Origin of the sequence: Romboutsia sp. 1001713B170207_170306_H8, assembly GCF_015550495.1 — a bacterium.
Lineage (GTDB): Bacteria > Bacillota > Clostridia > Peptostreptococcales > Peptostreptococcaceae > Romboutsia_E.
The window spans coordinates 245,415-268,073 of the sequence record NZ_JADNAX010000002.1 but is presented as its reverse complement, the minus strand read 5'-3'; the positions used below and the strand labels follow the sequence as shown (position 1 = coordinate 268,073).

Here is a 22,659-nt window from a genome sequence, read left to right as displayed (position 1 = left end):
ATCAGTGTTTATAAAATTAATTATTAAGCTGTAAAATTATAAAAATTCTATATTCAATGAAAGTATTTTGAAAAAGAGGGGGACATACGAATGAATAAAAAAGGGTCAGATAGGGGATTATATAAAAGTTTAGCTACTATATTAGTAGCAAATAGCTTTACAGTATTATCACCAGTCATATCGCATGCAAATCAATTAATAGCAAATAAAGTAGTAAGTCTAGAGAATACTTCAGTTATAAGTAAAGACTATGCATCAATACTAAATAACAATTTAATAGATTTTAATGGAAGTTTTGAGGATAAAATAGGAACAGGAAATGATATATCACTATGGAAAGATAAGGTTAAACCTAAATATTGGGAGGTTTCATCATATGGCAATGGTAATGCACCAAAGGGTGAAATTGTAAATGATGTTAAAGATGGTAAAAATGCAGTTAAATTGGTACTAAATAATTCGATTGGTTTTTTTAAAACTGTAACTGGTTCATCTCCTAAGATAGAAAGTGGGAGAGATTATAAATTAAGTACATGGATAAAAACAGAAAACTTAGTATCTGAAAGTAATATGGCACCTATTTTAATAAAAGTAGAACAATTAGATAGTAAAAATAACGTACTAGAACGTAATAATATAGACACAATAAGTGATGCAAATGAGTGGACTAACTTAAGTGGAACTATTACAGCTAATGAAAAGGCAGAAAGATTAAGAATTGTAGTTCAAATTGATGAAGGATTAAAAAATGTTGTATCTGGAAATGTATATTTAGATGATTTTACCTTAGAAGAACTAGAAAAAGAGCCGATTAGTATAAGTTTAAATGAAAGTAGTATAGAAATAACTCCAGGAAATAGTAAAAAATTAGATTATACTATAGAGCCACTACAAGCAAATAAACAAAATGTTGTGTGGACAAGTAGCGATCAAAGTGTTGCAAAGGTAGATGAAAATGGACTGATAAAGGCTAATAAAGCAGGAAGTGCAAAAATAACAGCTACAATAGAAAAATATCCACAATTTAAAGCAGAATGTAAAATAGAAGTTAAAGGAACTATTGAAATAGAAAAAATAGAGTTTGAAAGTGATAAAATAGAAATAGAAAATAATAAACATTATGTAGTTAAAGCAAAAACATATCCACAATATTCAAATGAAGAATATTCATTGGTAGTAGAAAATGAGAATATAGCTACTATAGAAAATGGTATAGTTAGGGGCATAGGTATAGGTACTACAACGGTTAAAGCTATAAATTCATCAGGAGGAGAATTAGGATCATTTGAATTAAATGTAAAAGAAAATGAAGAAGATAAATATGATTTAGTTTTAAATAAAATATATGATTCACATATACCAAATGATTTAATATCTCCAGAAAATAATAAAGTAGACCAAGATGTTATTAATGATATAGTTGATGCTGCTAAAGCATATTGGAATAAAATGTATAAAGATAAGTCTAAAAAATATATATGGGATGATTTAAGTGGAAATACTTCAAATGCATCTACAAACTCAAATCATATTACAAAAAGTTTTGAAAGATTGAGAGAAATGTCAAAAGCATATTTACTAGAAGGATCCGAATTAAAAGGAAATAGTGATTTACTAAAAGATATAGTGTATGGCTTAGATTGGTTAATAGAAAATAAATATAATGCAAGCGGAGATAAAGTTCCATTTGGAAATTGGTGGGATTGGCAAATCGGTGCACCACAAAAACTTACAGATACATTAATAATATTAAAAGATTATCTTACAGAAGAACAATTTAAAAATTATGCTGAAAAGATATCTTATTATGCTCCTAATGCAAGGGATATGAATAGTCCCACACCTACAATAAGCTCAGGAGCAAATAGAGTAGATATGTGTCAAGTAGTATTATATACAGGATTACTAATTAAGAATGATAATAAGGTAAAAGAATCTAGTAATGATTTATTACCAGAACTTAAATATGTAACTAATTCTAAAACAAATGGTATATATAAAGATGGGTCATTAATACAACATGATGCTATACCATACACAGGAACTTATGGAGCGATTTTCTTAGAAGGGGTAGGTAAGTTAAATTACTTATTAGATAAAACTGAGTGGTCTATTCCACAGGAAAATGTTAATATGCTTTATGATGTAATAAAAGACTCTTTTGAACCGTTAATGTATAAAGGGGTAGTAATGGATATGGTTAATGGTAGATCAATCTCTAGATCAAATTGGCAGGATATACAAAATGGAGAGAAAGTTGTAAAAAGTATAGTGAAGTATTTTATACCATCCGCAACAAGTAAGGAGTCAAGTAGATTAAAGGGTGTAGTAAAATATTGGGTTGAGTCTAATAAAGATACAAATATAGTAAATAATACTAAGGATTTAGAATATAGAGCAATGCTTATAGATATTTTAAATGATGATAGTGTAGAATCTAGCGGGCCATTACAAGGACATTATAATTTTGCAATGATGGATAGAGTTGTACATAGAAATTCAGAGTATTCCTTTGGAATAAGTGCATATTCAGACAGAACATATATGTATGAAGCCATGAATCAAGAAAATCTAAAGGGATATCATACATCGGATGGTATGACTTATTTATATAATGGTGATACAACACAGTATTCTAGGGGATTTTGGGCTACAGTAAATTCAAATAGATTACCGGGTACAACTGTAGATACGCTTAAACTTTATGATGGAGCAAATGGTAGCAAAGTAAGTAGTAACCAGAGTTGGGTAGGTGGAAGTGTTATTGAAGGTAAGTATGGAGTATCTGGTATGTATTTAGATAAGAATACTGAAAAAGAAAAAAATGAAGCTTATAAAATGGATTTAACGGCTAAAAAATCTTGGTTTATGTTTGATGATGAGATTGTTGCATTAGGCTCAGATATAGATAGTACAAAAGATAGAACTATTGAAACTATAATTGAGAACAGAGTATTATCAAATGAAGGAACAGAAACATTTACAGTAGATGGAGATATATCAATAAAAGAACTAGGGAATTTAGAGAAAAAAGAAGGTGCAAGTTGGGCACATATAAAAGGAGAAAAAGAAAACACTGATATAGGATATTACTTCCCTAACAAAGCTAACATAAATATATTAAGAGAAAATCGAACTGGAAATTGGAGAGATATAAATGGGACTGAATCTGATAAAATAGTCAAAAATAATTATTTAACTATGTGGATTAATCATGGTGTAAATCCAAATAATGAAAAGTATTCTTATGTTTTATTACCAAATAAATCATTAGATGAAGTAAAAGAATATAATGAAAAGCCAAATATAGAGATATTATCTAATACTGAAAGTGTCCATGCAGTAAAAGAGAAAGAATTAAATATTACAGCAGCTAATTTCTGGGATGATAATCAAAGTGTAGATTTTATATACTCAGATAAACAGTCATCAGTTATAGTAAGAGAAGATAGCGGTGTGATTAAGATTGGAGTATCAGATCCTACTATGAAAAATGAAGGAAAAATAAGAATTGAACTGGATAAAAAAGTAGGAGATTTAATAAGCAAAGATGATAGGATAGAAGTAATAGATTTATCAGATAAGCTTATATTAGAAGTTAATGTTAATGGTGCAAATGGATCTACAATAAATGCAGAATTTAGCATAAAAGAAACTAATTCATTAAATGCGCCTGAAAATGTACGTATTACAAAGAAATCTTCAAAAAGTGTGAGTTTAGCTTGGGATAATCCTAATGATAAAAAAGATGCAAAATATTATGAAGTTTACTTAGATGGGGAATTAGTTGACAAAGTAAAGAATGAAAAAATAAAGTTAAAAATATCAAATCAAAAGCATATATTTAATGTACGAGCTGTAGATAAGTATGGGAATAAATCTGATATAAGCGAAGATGTAGAATTATAATAAATATTAAAGTCATATTAATACTAAAAAATATCTTATAGAGTAGATTTTTGTTAAAATATTTGGACTATAGGGTATTTTTTTACTTAAATAATAACAGGTAGAACATTGAAGTTACTCTAGATTTTTAATTGATATTAAAATATATTATAAAAATTGTTAAAAAATTATTGACAATATTAGGATAACGTTTTACAATTAAATTAAACAAATAGGTAAAACGGTTTAGTAAAACGGTTTTATAAATTAGAAATGTATAATAAGGGGGAAATTATGAATAATCGATATGCAAATCATCCAAATGATTCAAAAAAATATGATACAAACCAATTAAGAGAACATTACATGGTAGAAGAAATTTTTATTGATGATAAAATGGAGCTTACTTATAGCCATGTAGATAGAATAATATTTGGAGGAATAAAACCAGTTAGTGAAAGTTTAAAATTAGAAGCAGGCAAGTCTATGGGTGTTGACTACTTCTTAGAAAGAAGAGAAATGGGCGTTATAAATGTTGGAGGAGAAGGTATAGTTTTAATAGATGGGGAAGAATTTAAACTAAATAATAAAGATGGTTTATATATAGGAAAAGGAAACAAGGATATTATATTTAAATCATCAAATAAAGAAAATCCAGCGAAGTTTTATATAAATTCAGTACCTGCACATAAAGAATATAAAACAGTTAAAATAGAAATAGAAAAAGCAAATCCAGTTAAACTAGGGGATAATTCAACATTAAATAAAAGAACAATATATCAATATGTACATCCAAATGTTTGCGAAAGTTGTCAATTATTAATGGGACTTACTATATTAGAACCAGGAAGTGCATGGAATACGATGCCATGTCATACTCATGAAAGAAGAATGGAAGTTTATTTTTACTTCGATATGGAAGAGGATACAAGAGTAATCCACTTAATGGGAGAACCTACAGAGACAAGACACTTAATAGTTAAAAATGAACAAGCTATAATTTCTCCAAGCTGGTCAATACATTCAGGAGTAGGAACAAGCAACTATACATTTATATGGGGAATGTGTGGGGAAAATCAAACTTTTGATGATATGGACCATATATCTATGGATACATTAAGATAAATAAAATAGGGGGAAAATATGATAGTTGAGGCAAGTTTATGTAAATCAAAAGAAATAAAGAAAATTGAAGTTGAGAACATCAATAAGTCTTTAGAATTTTTAGAGAGTAAACTTCTGACTAAATCTGAAGTTAAAAAGGCAATAGAAGCTGCAATAAGTCAAATAGATGCTAATATGGAATATTTTAAAGAAAAATTTCCATCATCAGCTACTAAAGAAAATAAATATGAGATAATAGAAAATATAGAGTGGACAGATGGTTTCTGGACAGGGCTTTTATGGCTAGCTTATGAATATACAAATGATAATAAATATAAAGAATTAGCTGAGAAAAATGTAGCATCATTTAAGAACAGAGTAGAAAAAAACATTGAAATAGATCATCATGATTTAGGATTTCTTTATTCATTATCTTGTATAAGTGGATATAAGGTAACAGGTTCATTGGATGCGAAAGTAGCAGCAATAAAAGCAGCCGATAAATTGATATCTAGATATCAAGAGGTTGGTGGATTTATTCAAGCTTGGGGAGAATTAGGTCATAAAGACAACTATAGATTTATAATTGACTGTTTGCTTAATATACCACTTTTATATTGGGCTAGTGAAACTACAGGAGATAATAAATATAGGAAAATCGCTAACACTCACTTTGTAACATCTTGTAACAATGTAATAAGAGACGATGCATCAGCATATCACACTTTCTATATGAATAATGAAAATGGAATGCCACTAAAAGGTGTGACTAGACAAGGGTATAATGATGATTCATCATGGGCTAGAGGTCAAGCATGGGGAGTATATGGAATACCTTTAAATTATAAGTATACTAAGAATGAAAGTTGTTTTAATCTTTATAAGGGAATGACTAATTACTTCTTAAATAGATTGCCTGAAGATAATGTATGTTATTGGGATTTAATATTTAAGGATGGAGATGGTCATTCAAAAGACTCATCTGCAGCAGCTATAGCAGTTTGCGGAATGCATGAGATGAATAAGTATTTACCAGAGGTAGATGAAGATAAAGAGGTATACAAGTACGCAATGCATAATATACTTAGATCTTTAATTAAAAATTATACAAGTGAAGAAGTTGCACAAGGTAAACCGATTTTATATCACGGTGTTTACTCTTGGCATTCAGGAAAAGGTGTAGATGAAGGAAATATATGGGGAGATTATTTCTACCTAGAAGCGTTAATAAGATTTTATAAAGATTGGGAACTATATTGGTAAATTAGATTAAGGGGAGTGTAAAAATGAGTAATGTAAATATTGAAATGATGAGAATTGATGAGAGATTAATACATGGTCAAGGGCAAATGTGGTTAAATGCTTTAGGCGTTAATACTGTAATAGTAGCTAATGATGAAGCAAGTAATGATCCAATACAACAAACATTAATGAAGACAGTTGTGCCAAAATCAATAGCTATGAGATTTTTCTCAATAGAAAAAACTTGTGAATTAATACATAAAGCATCACCTAAACAAAAAATATTCTTAGTAGTAAAGACACCAGAAGATGCATTAAAACTTATAGATGGTGGAGTTCCAGTAAATGAAATAAATATAGGAAATATACATAATGCACCAGGTAAAGAACCAGTTACACGCTCTATATTCTTAGGTGAAGATGATAAAGCTGCTTTAAGAGAATTATATAAAAAACATAATATGAAATTTAATACTAAAGCTACTCCTTCAGGAAATCATGGCGCACTTGAAGTTGATATAACTAAATATCTATAATTTAAAATTAAATAGGGGTGAAATAAATGGAAATTACTTTAACTCAAGGTATTCTTATCGGACTATGGACGGGATTCTGCTTAGCAGGGATGTTATTAGGAATATATTCAGCACGCTGTTTAGTTCTATCTCTAGGAGTAGGTATTATACTTGGTGATATACCAACTGCTTTAACTATGGGAGCTATAGGTGAATTAGCATTTATGGGATTCGGTGTTGGTGCAGGAGGAACTGTTCCTCCTAATCCAATGGGCCCTGGTATCATAGGGACATTAATGGCAATTACAATGAAAGGTCAAGGAGTAGATCCTGCCTCAGCATTAGCATTATCATTCCCATTTGCAGTTGCATTTCAATTTTTGATTACAGCTACATATACAGCCACAGCAGGCCTTAGCCAATATGCAATTAATGGTATAAAAGAAAGAAATTACACTAAATTTAAAATAGGTGCTAATGCTACATTTTGGGTATTTGTATTAGTTGGATTTATTATAGGATTTGTTGGTGCTATGAGTACTAGTGGATTAGAAACTGCTATATCATATATACCACAATGGCTTATAAATGGATTTAGTGTTGCAGGTGTAATGTTACCAGCAATAGGATTTGCAATGATACTATCTGTTATGGCAAAGATAGAATTATTACCATTTGTTTTAATCGGATATATATGTATAGGATATTTACAATTACCAGTAATGGGGGTTGCATTTGTAGGAACAGCATTAGCTTTATTGGTATATTTCATAAAAGGTAACAATAATGATTCAAACGATAATGATGGGGAGGTAGTGTTTGAAGATGGTATCTAATACAATGTCTAGAACGGATTCTAAAACAGCTTTAACTAAGAAGGATTATATAAAAACTTCATTAAGAGCATATTTCCTTCAAAATGGATTTAACTATGGAAATTATCAAGGATTAGGATATGCAAATATATTATACCCTGCATTAAAAAAGATATATAAAGATGATGAAGAAGGATTCCAAGAAGCTTTAAGTTCAAATGTTGAGTTTTTTAATTCAAATATGCATTTCTTACCATTTATAACAAGTATGCATTTAGTAATGCTGGATAATGGTAATAAGCCAGAAGATGCTAGATCTATTAAATTAGCATTGATGGGACCATTAGCAGGGATTGGAGATTCATTAGCACAATTTTGTTTAGCACCGCTTTTAGCAACAATAGGAGCAAGTTTAGCACAAGATGGGCTAGTAGCTGGACCACTATTATTCTTCTTAGGGATGAACATAATATTATTAGCTATAAAATTAGCTACAGGTTTATATGGATATAAATTAGGAACAAGCATAATAGATACATTAAGTGAAAAAATGGCTCAGATATCATCTATAGCTAGTATGATAGGTGTTACAGTTATATCAGGATTAGCAGTATCATTTGTTAAGTTAAATGTAGGAATTCAATATGTAGCATCTATGCCTGATGGTGGAGAAAAGATAGTATCTGTACAAGAAATGCTTGATAAGATAGCACCAGCATTATTACCAGGTCTTTTTACAATCTTTGTTTTCTATTTAATAAAAAAGAAAAAATGGACTACATATAAGTTAATAGGATTAACATTAGTATTAGGTATACTAGGGTCAGTATTAGGAATACTTGTATAGTTTAATAAATTAAAAGATAAATAGATAAAGACAATGATTTAAGTACTTTTAAATCATTGTCTTTATACTTAGTACAGTATGAGGTGGAGAATATGAAAATATTAATAGTTGGACATGGGGAATACGCAACAGGGATGAAATCATCAATAAAGTTATTAACTGGTGTAAGCAATAATATAGAGGCAATAAATTTAAATGAAGAATTAACACATAATGAGTACACAATGATGGTTCAAGAGTATGTAGCAAACAATAAAGATTTAATTATTTTTGCAGATATGACTGGTGGAGCACCATTTCAAATTGCATCAAGAGAAATATTGTTAAATGAAGAGTCAGAAAACCAATTTGTAATAGGTGGAGTTTCAGTAGGATGTATTCTTGAAGTAGTTATGAATACGTTAGTATTAAATTCAGAAGATAAACTTGAAAATATAATAAATACAGCTGTAAACAATATTCAAGAGATGACTTCAATAATATCTAGAAAAGATTTAGTAACACAAGAGATATAAAAATAAGAGGAGGGGATAGAAAATGGAAAATAAATTTTCTTTAGATTTTTTTAATTTAGATGGTAAAGTGGCAATAGTTACTGGAGGAAACACTGGTTTAGGAATGGCTTATGCAGAAGCTCTAGCAAAAGCAGGTGCAGATTTATTAGTAACAACATTTGATGATAATATAAAAGAAGTGAAGGAAATAGTTGAAGGAATAGGAAGAAAAATAGTTTTTGTAAAAGGTGATTTAACTAAGTCAGAATGTAGAGAAGAAGTAATATCAACATGTTTAAAGGAATATTCGAAAATAGATATATTAGTTAATAATGCCGGGACAATAAGAAGAGCTCCCTTATTAGAATATAAGGAATCAGATTGGCAAGCTGTTATGGATATAAACTTAAATGCAGTTTACCATTTATCACAAAAAGTAGCAAAATTAATGGTTGAGCAAAAGAGCGGTAAAATAATAAATATAGCTTCAATGCTATCTTTCCAAGGTGGAAAGTTTGTACCACCATATACTGCTAGTAAACATGGAGTTGCAGGATTAACTAAAGCTTTTGCAAATGAATTAGCAGTACACAATGTTCAAATAAATGCTATAGCTCCTGGATACATAGAAACTGCAAACACAGCACCAATTAGAGCAGATGAAAATAGAAATAAAGAAATACTTTCAAGAATACCATGTGAAAGATGGGGTAAAGTAGACGATTTAATGGGAACAGTTGTATTCCTTGCAAGTAAAGCATCTGATTATATAAATGGACATATATTAGCTGTTGATGGTGGATGGTTAGTAAGATAATGGATAAAATAAATACTTTATTAAATATAGAAAAAGAAGCATTTGTATTAGTATTAAGAAGCGATACAGAAGAAGAAGGTATTGAAGTTGCTAAAGCAGCTATAAATGGAGGATGCAATATAATAGAAGTAACATTTACAATAGATGGTGCAGATAATGTTATTTCAATATTAAGTAAAGAAAAAATGGATAATGTAATTATAGGTGCAGGGACTGTACTTGATGCCCAAACTGCAAGAATAGCAATTTTATCTGGAGCAAAGTTTATTGTAAGTCCAAGTTTTAATAGAGAAACAGCAATACTTTGTAATAGATATGGAGTTCCTTATATACCAGGATGCTTTACCATAAAAGAAATAGTAGAAGCTAGAGAATATGGAGCTGATATGATAAAGCTATTTCCAGGTTCAGCATTTAAGTATTCAATAATCAAAGATATAAAAGCCCCTATAAGAGGTATTGGAGTAATGGTATCTGGAGGGGTAAGTTTTGATAATATGGACAAATGGTTTGAAAATGGATGCAATGTAGTTAGTATAGGAAGTGCATTGACGAAATTAGAAAACTCTAAAGCTATAGAGGTTGAAACTAGAAAATATATAGAAAAAGTAAAAGATATAAAAAGTAGATAATAATGAACAAAAGAGGTATATATGAAAAAAGTTTTGGCAATTGGGGAAATCTTGTTAAGGCTAACACCTCCATCAAATTTAAAAATTTGCAATGCAAGCAGTTTTGATTTTTGTTTTGGAGGTGCAGAAGCAAACGTAGCAGTTGGGCTTAGCAATCTAGGTTTAGATACAATTATGATGACGTGTTTACCAGACAATGATTTAGGAAAATTAGTGCAGACGTTTTTAAGAGGTAATGATGTTGATTGCAAATATATAATATCAAAAGGTGATAGACTAGGACTTTATTACTATGAAGAAGGTATATCTGCAAGGAAAGCTAAAGTTATATATGATAGAAAGCATTCTTCAATAAATGAATTAAGATATGAAGATATAAATATAGGTGAATTACTAGATGAAGTGGAACTTATTCATATATCAGGAATAAGTCTTGCTCTTAGCAAAGAACTGAATAATACATTAACTAAAATTATAGATGAAGCTAAAAAAAGAAATATAAAAATTAGCGTAGATTTAAATTATAGAAGTAGCCTTTGGCGTAGTTATGAAGATTTTGTAAAAACTATAAAACCAATAGTTAAAGATAGTTATATATGCTTTGGATGGTTAAATAAAGATACTAGTAATTTTAAGGTATTTGATGCAGCAACAGATACAGTAAATAATGATAGTTTAATAGAACAATTTAAATATATGACTGAAGAATTAAATGTTAAAAATGTAGTAACTACTTTACGAAGTGGTAACGCATATAATTATCATACTTTATCTGGAGTACTATTTGATGGTAAGAAAATATACAAGGCATCTAAGTATGAATTTAGTATGGTCTCAAGAATTGGTGGAGGAGATGCTTTTGCAGCAGGAGTTATAAAAGGGTTTATAAAAAATGAGACTCCTGAAAAAATAATTGAATTTGCAACTGCAACAGCAGTCCTAAAACAAACACAAATTGGGGATGTGAGTATGTCTACTGAAAAAGATGTACTGGATTTAATAGAAAATAAAAACCTAGGGAGTGTAAATCGATAGATAAAAGAGTTGCTTAACATGTAAGCAACTCTTTTATGTAAGTAAAAAAATTAATGGGAGTGACAATATGAACATAAACTTATACTTAGATGCTAGAGAGGTAGAAGATATTTGTAATTATTGTATAGAAAACTTTTCAGAGGAAGTTGTAGAAACCATAAGAATAGCTAATGACGTTAGTAATAATACATTTAAATTTGAATGGAAGTGGGATATGGAAAGAACCTTTGTACCATACACTTTCACTAAAGATATTATTTGGGATAAAACACCAAATAATGATGAAGAATGGGTATTCATGCTAAATAGACATAGATATTGGATAACACTAGGCCAAGCTTATGTATTAACTAAAGATGAAAAATACACTAAAACCTTTATAAGGCAGCTTACACATTGGATAAAAAATGTTAGGCAAGTAGGAGAAGCAGAAAAAACCACATGGAGAACTATAGAAGCTGGCATAAGAGGTGAAAACTGGGTTAAAGCATATTCATATTTTTCCAATAGTGAGTATATAAATGAAGAAACAACAAGAATTTTTGTAGAATCTTTAAAGGAACATGGAGAATATTTATATAATAATTATTGTGATGCTAGGAAATTAAGTAACTGGGGAGTTCTAGAAAGTCATGGATTATTAGTCATAGGATTATTTTTAAATGATAAAGAACTTAGTGAAAAATATGTACAGGAATCATTAAGAAGATTAGAAGAACAAATAGATTTACAAGTTATGGAAGATGGAATGCATTGGGAACAATCTCCTATGTATTTAAATGAAGTTCTTCACTGTTATTTAGATACGATAAATCTATGTAAAAGAAACAATATAGAAATACCAAATATTATTTTAGAAAAAACTAAAAAGCTAGCATATGCAAATTTATATATGAAAAAGCCTAATCACAGGCAAATATGTCAAAGTGATAGTGATGATACAGACTTAAGAGATATGTTAAGCAAAGCTGCTTATTTATTTGAAGATGGGATATTAAAATTTGGGGCATATGAAGAAATAGATTTTGAAAGTATTTGGAGTTTGGGATATGATTCTATAAAAAAATATAAAGATATAAATGTTAAATGTCCAGAACATGTATCTTATGGATTTGAAGATAGTGGGAATTATTATATGAGATCTGGTTGGTCAGAAAATGATAACTATATGTACTTTCACTGTGGAACTTTAGGTAGTGGGCATGGTCATGCAGACTTACTTCATATAAGTTTATTTGCTAATGGAGAAGATTACTTAATAGATCCAGGTAGATATACTTACATAGAAGGAAATGAAGAAAGAGAATATTTAAAAAGTTGTAAAGCTCATAACACTACTATTGTTGATGATGATGAGTTTACAAAAATAAATGGATCTTGGGGATATAGTTCAGTAGCGACACCTATAAAGCACCCATTTATAAGTAAAGATTCATATGATTACCTAGAAGGATCTCATTTAGGATATATAAGTAAAGGTATTTTTACTAATAGATCATTAATATATATAAAACCTGACATATGGGTTTTAGTAGATAGATTTTATGGAGAAGGTACTCATAAATATAATCAAATTTTCCAGTTTGCTAAAAATGTAGAGTTAAAAAATGAAAAAACTATATGTAAAGGAAATAATGGAGCATTAACATTACATCATATAAATAAACTGGATAAATATATTGAGAAAAAAATAGTATCATATCACTATAATCAAATGGAGCTACAGGATAAATTGATTACTACATTAAAAGGAGATGGATTCACATCAATTCTTACGGTTATTAATAGTTCAAAGAAAGAAAGTAATATAAGTATTGAAAAAATACCTATTAAAAATTGTAACGGTAGAATATTGGAGGATAATGAAGCTGAAGCTATAAAAATAATAAATAAAGAAAATACTTATATAATTGCAATATGCCATAATGAAATATTTAAAGGTAAGAAATTATTGATTGTAGATGGATACCATATTTATGGTAAGGTAGTCCTTATAACTAAGAATAATGAAGGTATAAAAAAAGAAATAATAAAATACTGATTAAACTATATACCTATCCTTTATTCTACTCAATATATAAAATATGATATAATAGTAAGAAGAAGCTAATTAAAAGGAGGAGACATAGATGAGTGAACGGAAAAAATTAACAATAAAAGATATAGCATTAAAAGCTAATACATCAAAAACAACTGTATCCTTCTATTTAAATGGGCGATTTGAGAAAATGTCTGATGATACCAGAAAAAGGATTGAGCAAGTAATTGAAGAAACCAATTATAGTCCTAACATAATGGCACAGAGCCTAAAATCAAAAAAGTCACGTTTAATAGGGGTTATTATTGCAGATATAACAAATCCATTTAGTAATAATATAGTAAAAGGAATAGATGATATAGCACGAAAAGAAGGTTATCAAATTATAGTTGGAAATAGTAATTTTGAATATATAAATGAAAAAAAATATGTTGCAAGAATGCTAGATATGGGGGTTGATGGATTTATAGTACAGCCTACAGCTGAATTTGATAAACTTGTTACATATATTGAGAGAATGGGGAAAAAAATAGTTTGTGTAGATCGTGTCAGTCCTAATTTTAAAGGTAAGTGCGTAAAAACTAATAATTATGATATTACTTTTAAAGCTATAAATCAACTTTACAATAAAGGATATGAAGAGTTTATATTTATATCTGAAGATTTAGATACAGCTATTACTAGAATAGAGAGAAAAAACGGGTTTGTGGATGCTATAGAGTCAATAGGTGTTAATAGCCATATAGTTAAGGTGGAAAGTCAATTATCTTATACAGATTTAAGTAAAGAGTTAATGAAGTATATAAATATAAGTAAAAAAGTAGCAATATTTGCTGCACATGGTAAAGTACTACAAAAAGTATTTAGAGCTGCAAAACATATAGGATGGGATGTACCAAATCAAGTTGGTATAATTGGATTTGATAACTGGAATTGGACAATTTATGCATCACCTTCAGTAACAACCATTGATCAGCCAACTTATCAAGAAGGGAAACATGCTACAAAATTACTTATAGATATGATAGAAAATAGAGAAAGTGTTTTAGATTCTGTAATATTTGACTGTAGCATAAGTTGGAAAGAGTCAACAGATTTACCTTAAATCCCAGTATTTTTATTCAAGATAAATATAGAAAAATATTAGATTAACTTATTAAGATGCCTATAATGCTACTTCAGCATGATAGGCATTTTTTATTACATAAATTCCTAACATAGATTATAAGTATATGCAAAAAATCTTTGATACTATATACTCATAAAGCAAAATCAAACAAAACAGGAGGAAATAAAATGAATTATAAAATCAACACCAAACTAATACAAACAAAAATGCTACAAAAAGGATATTCATTAACAAAACTAGCATCAATATCAAAAATCTCAACATCGACATTATCAAGAATAATAAATAGCCAAGGAACACCAAGACAAGAAACTATCTATAAAATAGCTAAGGCATTAGAACTAGAAATATCAGAAATTATACTATAAAAATAACCACAGGGGGAAACATGTATAACGAATATATTGAAAGTATAAACAACCTAAAAAACTTAGAAACAATAATAAACTTTATACAAAAAGTAGAAAGCATTCCATTTAGACAAGTTCTAAAAAAAGCATATGAAATATTAGGAATACCAATAAATTTACCAAATCTAAATAAAAAATCTAATCATAAAGTAAATAAAAATAATGCAGTTCAGTTTTATAATAATCAAGCAAAGCCATAAAAGAATGTGACATAGAGAAAGACTTTGAACTAACTTGTAAAAGTGATGAAGAAGAAAATAAAAGTTACTTTATCAACTACCCATATATAGATGAAAAAAACGTACCACTAAAAATAAGGGAAAATATGAATGAAATTTTAAAAGCAAATAATATAACAGCATCCTATAATGACATTACAAAAGATGTAGAAATAGAAGGACTAGACTAACTAATTTAGATAATCAACTAGTAGATATCCATTCGATATGTATTAAATATGGATTTAAGCTACCATTTGCTACTATTGATAAATTTGTAAATCGTATAGGAGAAGCAAGTCCTAAAAATCCTGTAATAGATTATCTAAGAGAGTGTTATATGGAGTTTGATGGTAATTATAAATATATACAAAAATTATGTGATCCTATTATAACACCAGAAGATTTTAATCCTAAGTTAAAGAAAATACTTATCACCAAATGGTTGTTAAATACAGCTATGATACCTTTTAATGAAGGAAATTTAAATATAGAAGGAATACTTATACTGCAAGGCAGACAAGGCCTTGGAAAACCAGATTAATAAAAAAGCTTATACCAATATATGCAAAAACAGGTCTGGAATTATACCATAGTGATAAAGATAAGGTTTATCAATGTATCAAATATTGGGTATCTGAATTAGGTGAGCTAGATGCAACATTGAAACGCGATTTATCAAAACTTAAAGCATTTACTACAGAGCAAAATGATGAATTTAGAAGACCTTATGCTATTAAAACTGTAATCTATCCAAGGAAAACTTCTTTTTATGCAACTGTTAATAATGATGATTTTCTAAAGGATGAAACAGGAAATAGAAGGTACTTGATAATTCCTGTTAAAGAAATAGATTTTAACATAATTGATAATTTAGATATAGAAAGTCTATGGGGAGAGGTAATGCATATTAAGGAAGAAAATAAAGTTAAACATTATTTAGAATCAGAGGAACTAGAGTTACTCAACAATAGTAACGAAGAATTTAAAATATATAACTCGGTTGAAATTTCTATAGATAGGGAATTTAATTGGGAGATTGATAAATCTCATTGGAAGTTTAAACCTAGTATGGAAATAGCAAGTATATTAAATGTAAATTCTACAAAAGGAATAAAAACTTGTTTGTTAAGTAAAGGTGCCAAATATACAAAAAGGGGAACTAAAAGAGGATATGTAACACCACCGTATAAGGTACCTATTAATTTTTAATGTACTATTTTATGTTTTAGTGTTCTATAAATTGGATAGAGTTAGAAACTTTATGAACATTAAGACCTTAAAATTAAAAAGGACAGTTTAAACTTAGTAAGTGTTCTATTGTAGAAGCTAGTGAAATCAAGATATTTAGTAGTTAAGTACATCAAGCTCACTACTGTAAATTAAAAAAATTAAAGGTATAAAATATTAAAGAATACTAAGTTAAAAAAATCTAGTGTATAACTGTCTTATGTCAAAAATTCAATAAATTGCTTACGATAAAATAATTAGGATATATACATTTATAATCTTAGCATAAATAATACGACAGTAATTGACATTGCATAGAAAATAATGGTAAAATACTGAATGAATTTAATAGGTAAACCTAAGGAAACTTAGGGACACAAAGCTATAGGGACTAAGGTTTTCTTAACTATGTCAGCCAGTTGCCAAAGAGTACATTATACTTTTTGTTTTAAGCTTAGTATGAAATTATTAGGTCTATTTTAAGTTACTCTTTCTGAGTAACTTTTTTATTCTAACGTAATGTACTTCTGAGGGAAAATTATTCAGGAGGAGAAATATGCACAAAAGAAAAATAGCAGCATTAACTATGGCAGCAATCATTTCAAACTTTTCAGTAAGAACTGTAGGTGTTTTAGCACATGAATTGGGGGATAATAAGTTAGTCCCAAATATATCAGATCAAAATAATCAAGATATACAATCAAATCAAGCTAAAGTAAGTAAGTTTAACTTACTTAATAGTAGTTATTTAGAAGAATATAATAAATTTTTTAAATTAGACAACTCTAAGATAAATTCAATAACTAATAATGGTGGAAACTATGAATCATCAGTAATATCTAAAGCTATAGATGGAGATTTTAGTACCCACTGGGAGACCGGTAATTCTAATAGTTCAAGTTTTGAAAATGAGGTAATACTTACACTAGATGAAGTTACAAGTTTAAATAGAATAGTATATGGAGCAAGACAGGATTCAGCTAAGGGGAAAGGCTTTGCTCAAGAGTTTGAAATATATTCTTCACTTACAGATGATGGTGATGATTTCACTTTAGTAAGTCATGGAAAGTATTCAGGATCTACTTCAGATATAGTTGAAATAAAATTTAATGAGGAGAAATTTAAAAGAATAAAATTTAAATTCAAAAAAGCTAACCAAGAATGGGCATCTGCTTCGGAATTTATGTTTTATAGAGAAGACTCATTATCAGATGTTATAAGTAACATGTTTACAGATGGTACAATGTCTGAATTAAAAGATGAATATAACAATATAGATGTAATAAATAATTTAGAAAAAGAGGTTAATAATCATCCTCTAAAAGATGAATTAATACATGATATAGATTTAGCAAAAGAAGTTTTACAAGGTGATAAAGACTATTCAGATAGAATTTTTACACTTACACAATATGGTGATACACATGCAAAAGCAAAAAATAATTTACAAATGTCTACTTTCGGTACAGACTTACAATCAACTGGTATAATAGCAAAACCAGGAGAAGAGTTTACAATATATGTTGAAGCAGAAGAAGGAGCACCATTACCATCAATTGCATTTACTCAACATGAAGGTTTCTACTCAAACTGGATAAGACAGTATCAATTAAAGCAAGGTAAAAATGTTATAATAGTACCAGAAATTTATAGTGATTCATGGAGCAATAAAACTGTAAAAGGTGGAGCAGTATACTTAGTGAATAAGTACACAAAAGAACAACAAGCAAAAGCTCCAGTGGTTCGTATTGAAGGTGGCGAAACTTTCCCATTATATAACTTAGGAGATGACAAAGAAGCATTCATAAAAGAATTAAAAGAATATAATGAAAAATTAGAAAAATATCCTGAAAATACAGTAGATGTATTTGAATTTAACAGTACCAGATTGCTATACACAGGAACTGCATCAGCTGCATATAAGGTATATGTAGAAGAAGGTGTAGATATTGGTGAAAGTGTGGATAATCTAAATGGTCAAATTCAAGATGCATTTGAATTTTCTGGGTTAAAAGATGATGAAACAGATCCAACTAACGACTCTACAAATGTTAGAACAACCATAAGATTGATGCAACCTTATGGTTTAGCATATGCTTATGTTGACCATATTGGTATACAGAGAGGTTATGAACAATCGATGTTAAGAACTGATAGAGACAGTTTAAATTCTGTTTTATGGGCTACAGTACATGAAGCTGGTCACCAAATGGATATTAATGCTAGGGAATGGCCTGAGGTTACAAATAACATGTGGGCAAATAGTGCTCATATAAAAAATGGAATGGGAGATAGGGTTTCTTACAGTGATTTATATAAATATCTAGCCCCAGAAGACTCATTAAAAGGATTTGATGATTTTAACTATTTCCAAAAATTAGGTATGTTTTGGCAATTACAATTAAAGAAAGATACTTATTGGGCAGAGTTAGAAACTTTATATAGAGAAAGAAAACCTAGACCAAGAAATGAACAAGAAAAGAAGGACATACTTGCAACTTATTCTTCAGAAGTTCTAGGTATTAACCTAACTTACTACTTTGAAAAATATGGATTTACGTTATCTGATAAGTGTAAGGAAAGTTTAAAACAACTACCAGAGTCAAAGGATAAAATATGGTACTTAAATAGTACTGTTATGGATTATGAAGGAAGTGGATTTGATGGTATTGGTACAGGTTTAGATGTATCATTATTAAAATCAACTTCTGGAACAAAACTAAGCATGAGTATAAATGAAAATACGAAAGATGATTTACTTGGTTATGAAATACTAAGAAATGGAAAGGTAATCGCATTTACTACAAGAAGTACTTACATAGATAAAGATTCAACAGATGACAATAGCGAATATGAAGTAGTTCCTTATGCAAAAGATTTAACAATAGGAAACAAAGTTCAAATAAATTCATTAAAGCCAAGCATAAGTATTCAACAAGAGAAAGTAACTTTAAAAAGAGGAGAGAAATTTAACCCAAAAGATTATGTTAAAGGTTTTACCTATTTAGGTGAGGACATAACATCAAAATTAAAAGTTGAAAGCAATGTAAATACTGATAAAAACGGAGCTTATCAAGTTAAATACACATTAACCAATGAAGAAATAACTGTGGAGAAAAGTTTAAAAGTAGAAGTAGTAAGTGACTATGATTACTTATCAGATTTTAAGTGGACATCTGTAAATACTGAGTGGGGAACTCCAAGAAGAAACAGTAACATACAAGGAATGGTACATGGTGAGGTAACAACATTTAAAAATGGTATCGGAATACATGCAAATGGAAAGATAACTTATGATTTATCTGATAAGGAATATGACAACTTTGAAGCATTAATTGGTGTAGACACAGCTATAGGAGAAAATAATAATTCAAGTGTAACTTTCAAAGTTGTAGCAGATGGAAAAACTGTAGCAACAACAAATATTATGAGTTACTATGATAACTTAGCTTATATAAATATTCCAGTTTCTGGAGTGAAAGAATTAGTAATAGAAGTACATGATGGTGGTAATGGAAATACGAGTGATCACTGTATAATAGTTAATCCTAAACTAACAACAAGCAATGGTAAGCCAAAATTCAAAGGTGACGAGAGTGTAGCATTTAATATAAATGAAGAAATTGATTTAATTAAAGGAATAAGTGTTACAGATGGTGAAGATGGTGATTTAACTTCTAAAATAGAAGTAGAATCAGATTATATTAAAGGAAATACAGGTATATTTAACGTAACTTGTTCTGTAAAAGATAGTGATGGAAACAAAGCCCAATTTACAAGAACAGTAGTAGTTACAGATAAAGAAACTTATTTATCTGATTTAAATTGGAAATCTGCAACAATAGGTTCAGGTTACATAGGAAAAGATAAATCAGTAAGACAAGAACCTATAAAACTTTTAAATGAAGATGGATACGTTGAAGTTTTTAAAAAGGGTATAGGAACTCACGCTTACTCAGAAATAGTTTACGATTCAACAGGTTACGATATATTCGATGCTTGGGTTGGACTTGATCAATTTGTAGCAGGTCAACAAGCATCAAGTGTTATATTTAAGGTGTACGTAGATGGGGTTTTAAAGGCAGAAACACCTATTATGAAATCAAATACACCAAAACAGCACTTAATTGTTGATGTTAGAAATTCTAGCGAAATCAAACTAGTAGTAGATGTAGCTGATAGCGGAGACACTTGGGATCATGCCGACTGGGCAGATGCTAAATTTAGAAATTTTTCTGAATTTGATTTAAGCAAATTAGAAGAAGTTTTAGAAGAAGCTAGGGCCTTGGATTTAGGGAATTACACTGAAGAATCTGCAAAAACTATAAAAAATGCTATAGAAAATGGTGAAAAAACTTTAAGTTCTAACAATCAAACTAAAATAGATACAGCAGTAGAGGAGATAAGAAAAGCAATCAATTCTGCGGTAGAAATAGACTTAAGTCAAATAATACAAATAAAAGATAAAAATCTTAAATTAAGTATACAACAAGAACTTGGTCTACAAGGTGAAGTAAGATTAGGTGATATGAGGGAGCTTGTTTCACTAACAGTTAAAAATGTTCAAAGTTTAGAAGGTTTACAATACGCTGTGAATCTAGAATCACTAAACATAGAAAATAACAAAATAAAAGATTTATCACCATTAAAAGACCTTAAAAATTTGACAAACCTAAAGGCACACCCGCAAATAATAACAGAGGATTGGGTTTTGGCAAAAGATAAAAAAGTCACTGTAGACTACGACGTTTTAAACAGAAATGGTGAAAAATTAACTCTAACGTCTATAATCATAAAAGATAATAGAACATGGGACTTAACAACTTTAAACGTAGAAGAATGCGTAGATGAAAATGGAAAAATATCATTTGACACAACAGATTTTTATTCGGGGATACATACTGTTTATATGACATACGAAGATAAAGTCGATAATTATATAACACAGATTACATTTGTTCTTGATACTAGGGAAAGATAGCTGTTATAAAATGAATTGAATTATTTATAATTTTAGTGTAAATAATATAACAGTAATTGACATAATATAAAAAATAATGGTAAAATACTGAATAAATTTAATAGGTAAACCTAAGGAAACTTAGGGACACAAAGCTATAGGGACTAAGGTTTTTTTACTATGTCAGCCAGTTGCCAAATAGTACATTATACTTTTTGTTTTAAGCTTAGTATGAAATTATTAGGTCTATTTCAAGTTACTCTTTATGAGTAACTTTTTTTATGCCTAAATAATGTACTTCTGAGGGAGAATTATTCAGGAGGATAAATATGCACAAAAGAAAAATAGCAGCGTTAACTATGGCAGCAATCATTACAAACTTTTCAGCAAGCACTATAGGTGTTTTAGCACATGAATTGGGGGACAATAACGTAGTCCAAAATATATCAGATAAAAATAATCAAGATATACAATCAAATCAAGCTAAAGTAAGTAAATTTAATTTACTTAATAGCAGCTATTTAGAAGAATATAATAAATCTTTTAAATTAGATAACTCAAAAATAATTTCAATAACTAATAACGGAGGAAATTACCCATCATCAGTAATAACTAAAGCTATAGATGAAGACTTCAGTACCCACTGGGAGACTAATAAGGTTAATAGTTCAAGTTTTGAAAATGAGGTAATAATTACACTAGATGAAATTACAAGTTTAAACAGAATAGTATATGGAGCAAGACAAGATTCAGCTAAGGGAAAAGGATTTGCTCAAGAATTTGAAATATATTCTTCACTTACAGATGATGGTGATGATTTTACTGTAGTAAGTCATGGAAAGTATTCAGGATCTACTTCAGATATAGTTGAAATAAAGTTTGATAAAGCAGAGTTTAAAAGAATAAAGTTTAAGTTTAAAAAAGCTAATCAAAATTGGGCATCAGCTTCAGAATTTATGCTATATAAAGAAGATGAGTTAGCTGATAAGATAAATAGATTATTTGCAGATAGCACTATGAGTGTTGTAAGTGATGAGTTTAATACTATTGAAAAAATAGAAGCTTTAGAAAATGAAATAAAAAATCATGTTCTTTATAATGAATTTAAAGAAGATATAGAAAATGCAAAGATATTACTTAAAGAAGAAAATAATATAGAAAGTCAAAATGCTCAAATTCAAAAATTTGAAAAAGTTAATTGAAAATATGAGGAAATCTATAACAAAGCATTTAAAGTAGATAATTCAGAAATAGAAAAAATAAGCAGTAATGATGGGTCTAGCAG

Annotated in this window: 18 protein-coding genes and 2 riboswitches; all 18 genes read left to right on the top strand. The window is 28.9% G+C overall.

All coding sequences use genetic code 11. The features are described 5' to 3' along the window. The first annotated feature begins 90 nt into the window (after positions 1-90). Positions 91-3,909 carry a polysaccharide lyase family 8 super-sandwich domain-containing protein gene (locus I2A66_RS05920; protein WP_195251203.1) on the top strand — a complete coding sequence of 1,273 codons (3,819 nt, stop codon included), beginning with the start codon at positions 91-93 and terminating at the stop codon, positions 3,907-3,909. Positions 3,910-4,182: 273 nt separating this feature from the next. Then, the gene (kduI, locus tag I2A66_RS05915) at positions 4,183-5,013 is read left to right on the top strand and encodes a 5-dehydro-4-deoxy-D-glucuronate isomerase (protein WP_122639088.1); all 831 of its coding nucleotides are present in this window, start codon (positions 4,183-4,185) and stop codon (positions 5,011-5,013) included. Positions 5,014-5,031: 18 nt separating this feature from the next. Continuing rightward, positions 5,032-6,255, top strand: a complete 1,224-nt coding sequence (locus I2A66_RS05910; protein WP_147516210.1) for a glycoside hydrolase family 88 protein — start codon at positions 5,032-5,034, stop codon at positions 6,253-6,255. Positions 6,256-6,278: 23 nt separating this feature from the next. Then, positions 6,279-6,770 (top strand): PTS sugar transporter subunit IIB, encoded by a 492-nt coding sequence (locus tag I2A66_RS05905; protein ID WP_122639090.1) that lies wholly within the window; start codon positions 6,279-6,281, stop codon positions 6,768-6,770. Between the two features lie 26 nt (positions 6,771-6,796). Then, entirely contained in the window at positions 6,797-7,585 is a 789-nt protein-coding gene (locus tag I2A66_RS05900) for a PTS mannose/fructose/sorbose/N-acetylgalactosamine transporter subunit IIC (protein WP_122639091.1), read from the top strand. After that, the gene (locus tag I2A66_RS05895) at positions 7,575-8,411 is read left to right on the top strand and encodes a PTS system mannose/fructose/sorbose family transporter subunit IID (protein WP_243113326.1); all 837 of its coding nucleotides are present in this window, start codon (positions 7,575-7,577) and stop codon (positions 8,409-8,411) included. Before I2A66_RS05900 ends, I2A66_RS05895 begins: the two co-directional genes overlap by 11 nt. Before the next feature lie 92 nt (positions 8,412-8,503). Beyond that, positions 8,504-8,926 (top strand): PTS sugar transporter subunit IIA, encoded by a 423-nt coding sequence (locus I2A66_RS05890; RefSeq protein ID WP_122639092.1) that lies wholly within the window; start codon positions 8,504-8,506, stop codon positions 8,924-8,926. A gap of 22 nt (positions 8,927-8,948) precedes the next feature. Next, positions 8,949-9,722 carry a 2-dehydro-3-deoxy-D-gluconate 5-dehydrogenase KduD gene (gene kduD / locus I2A66_RS05885; protein ID WP_147516211.1) on the top strand — a complete coding sequence of 258 codons (774 nt, stop codon included), beginning with the start codon at positions 8,949-8,951 and terminating at the stop codon, positions 9,720-9,722. Next, complete coding sequence (locus I2A66_RS05880; RefSeq protein WP_207734736.1) at positions 9,707-10,354, top strand: bifunctional 2-keto-4-hydroxyglutarate aldolase/2-keto-3-deoxy-6-phosphogluconate aldolase; 648 nt, start codon at positions 9,707-9,709, stop codon at positions 10,352-10,354. The genes kduD and I2A66_RS05880 overlap by 16 nt, the downstream gene beginning before the upstream one ends. 21 nt (positions 10,355-10,375) lie before the next feature. Continuing rightward, positions 10,376-11,389, top strand: a complete 1,014-nt coding sequence (locus I2A66_RS05875) for a sugar kinase (RefSeq protein ID WP_147516212.1) — start codon at positions 10,376-10,378, stop codon at positions 11,387-11,389. A gap of 67 nt (positions 11,390-11,456) precedes the next feature. Beyond that, positions 11,457-13,430 carry an alginate lyase family protein gene (locus tag I2A66_RS05870; RefSeq protein WP_195251202.1) on the top strand — a complete coding sequence of 658 codons (1,974 nt, stop codon included), beginning with the start codon at positions 11,457-11,459 and terminating at the stop codon, positions 13,428-13,430. Positions 13,431-13,518: 88 nt separating this feature from the next. After that, positions 13,519-14,532: a LacI family DNA-binding transcriptional regulator gene (locus I2A66_RS05865; RefSeq protein WP_122639097.1), complete on the top strand. Its 1,014-nt coding sequence runs from the start codon at positions 13,519-13,521 to the stop codon at positions 14,530-14,532. Between the two features lie 191 nt (positions 14,533-14,723). Then, positions 14,724-14,924, top strand: coding sequence for a helix-turn-helix domain-containing protein (locus tag I2A66_RS05860; RefSeq protein WP_122639098.1), 201 nt, complete (start codon positions 14,724-14,726; stop codon positions 14,922-14,924). Positions 14,925-14,944: 20 nt separating this feature from the next. Further along, positions 14,945-15,166 (top strand): hypothetical protein, encoded by a 222-nt coding sequence (locus I2A66_RS05855; protein WP_122639099.1) that lies wholly within the window; start codon positions 14,945-14,947, stop codon positions 15,164-15,166. A gap of 358 nt (positions 15,167-15,524) precedes the next feature. Beyond that, a complete protein-coding gene (locus I2A66_RS05850) occupies positions 15,525-15,728 on the top strand; it encodes a hypothetical protein (protein WP_147516214.1) in 204 nt (67 codons plus the stop codon). Beyond that, the gene (locus I2A66_RS05845) at positions 15,728-16,396 is read left to right on the top strand and encodes a VapE domain-containing protein (RefSeq protein WP_195251314.1); all 669 of its coding nucleotides are present in this window, start codon (positions 15,728-15,730) and stop codon (positions 16,394-16,396) included. Before I2A66_RS05850 ends, I2A66_RS05845 begins: the two co-directional genes overlap by 1 nt. A gap of 359 nt (positions 16,397-16,755) precedes the next feature. Continuing rightward, positions 16,756-16,841, top strand: a riboswitch (cyclic di-GMP riboswitch). A 129-nt stretch (positions 16,842-16,970) separates the two neighbouring features. Then, positions 16,971-21,395 (top strand): NPCBM/NEW2 domain-containing protein, encoded by a 4,425-nt coding sequence (locus tag I2A66_RS05840; protein WP_195251200.1) that lies wholly within the window; start codon positions 16,971-16,973, stop codon positions 21,393-21,395. 93 nt (positions 21,396-21,488) lie between these two features. Beyond that, positions 21,489-21,573: riboswitch (cyclic di-GMP riboswitch) on the top strand. 130 nt (positions 21,574-21,703) lie between these two features. Continuing rightward, positions 21,704-22,576, top strand: coding sequence for a discoidin domain-containing protein (locus I2A66_RS17140; protein WP_243238669.1), 873 nt, complete (start codon positions 21,704-21,706; stop codon positions 22,574-22,576). Positions 22,577-22,659: the final 83 nt, after the last annotated feature.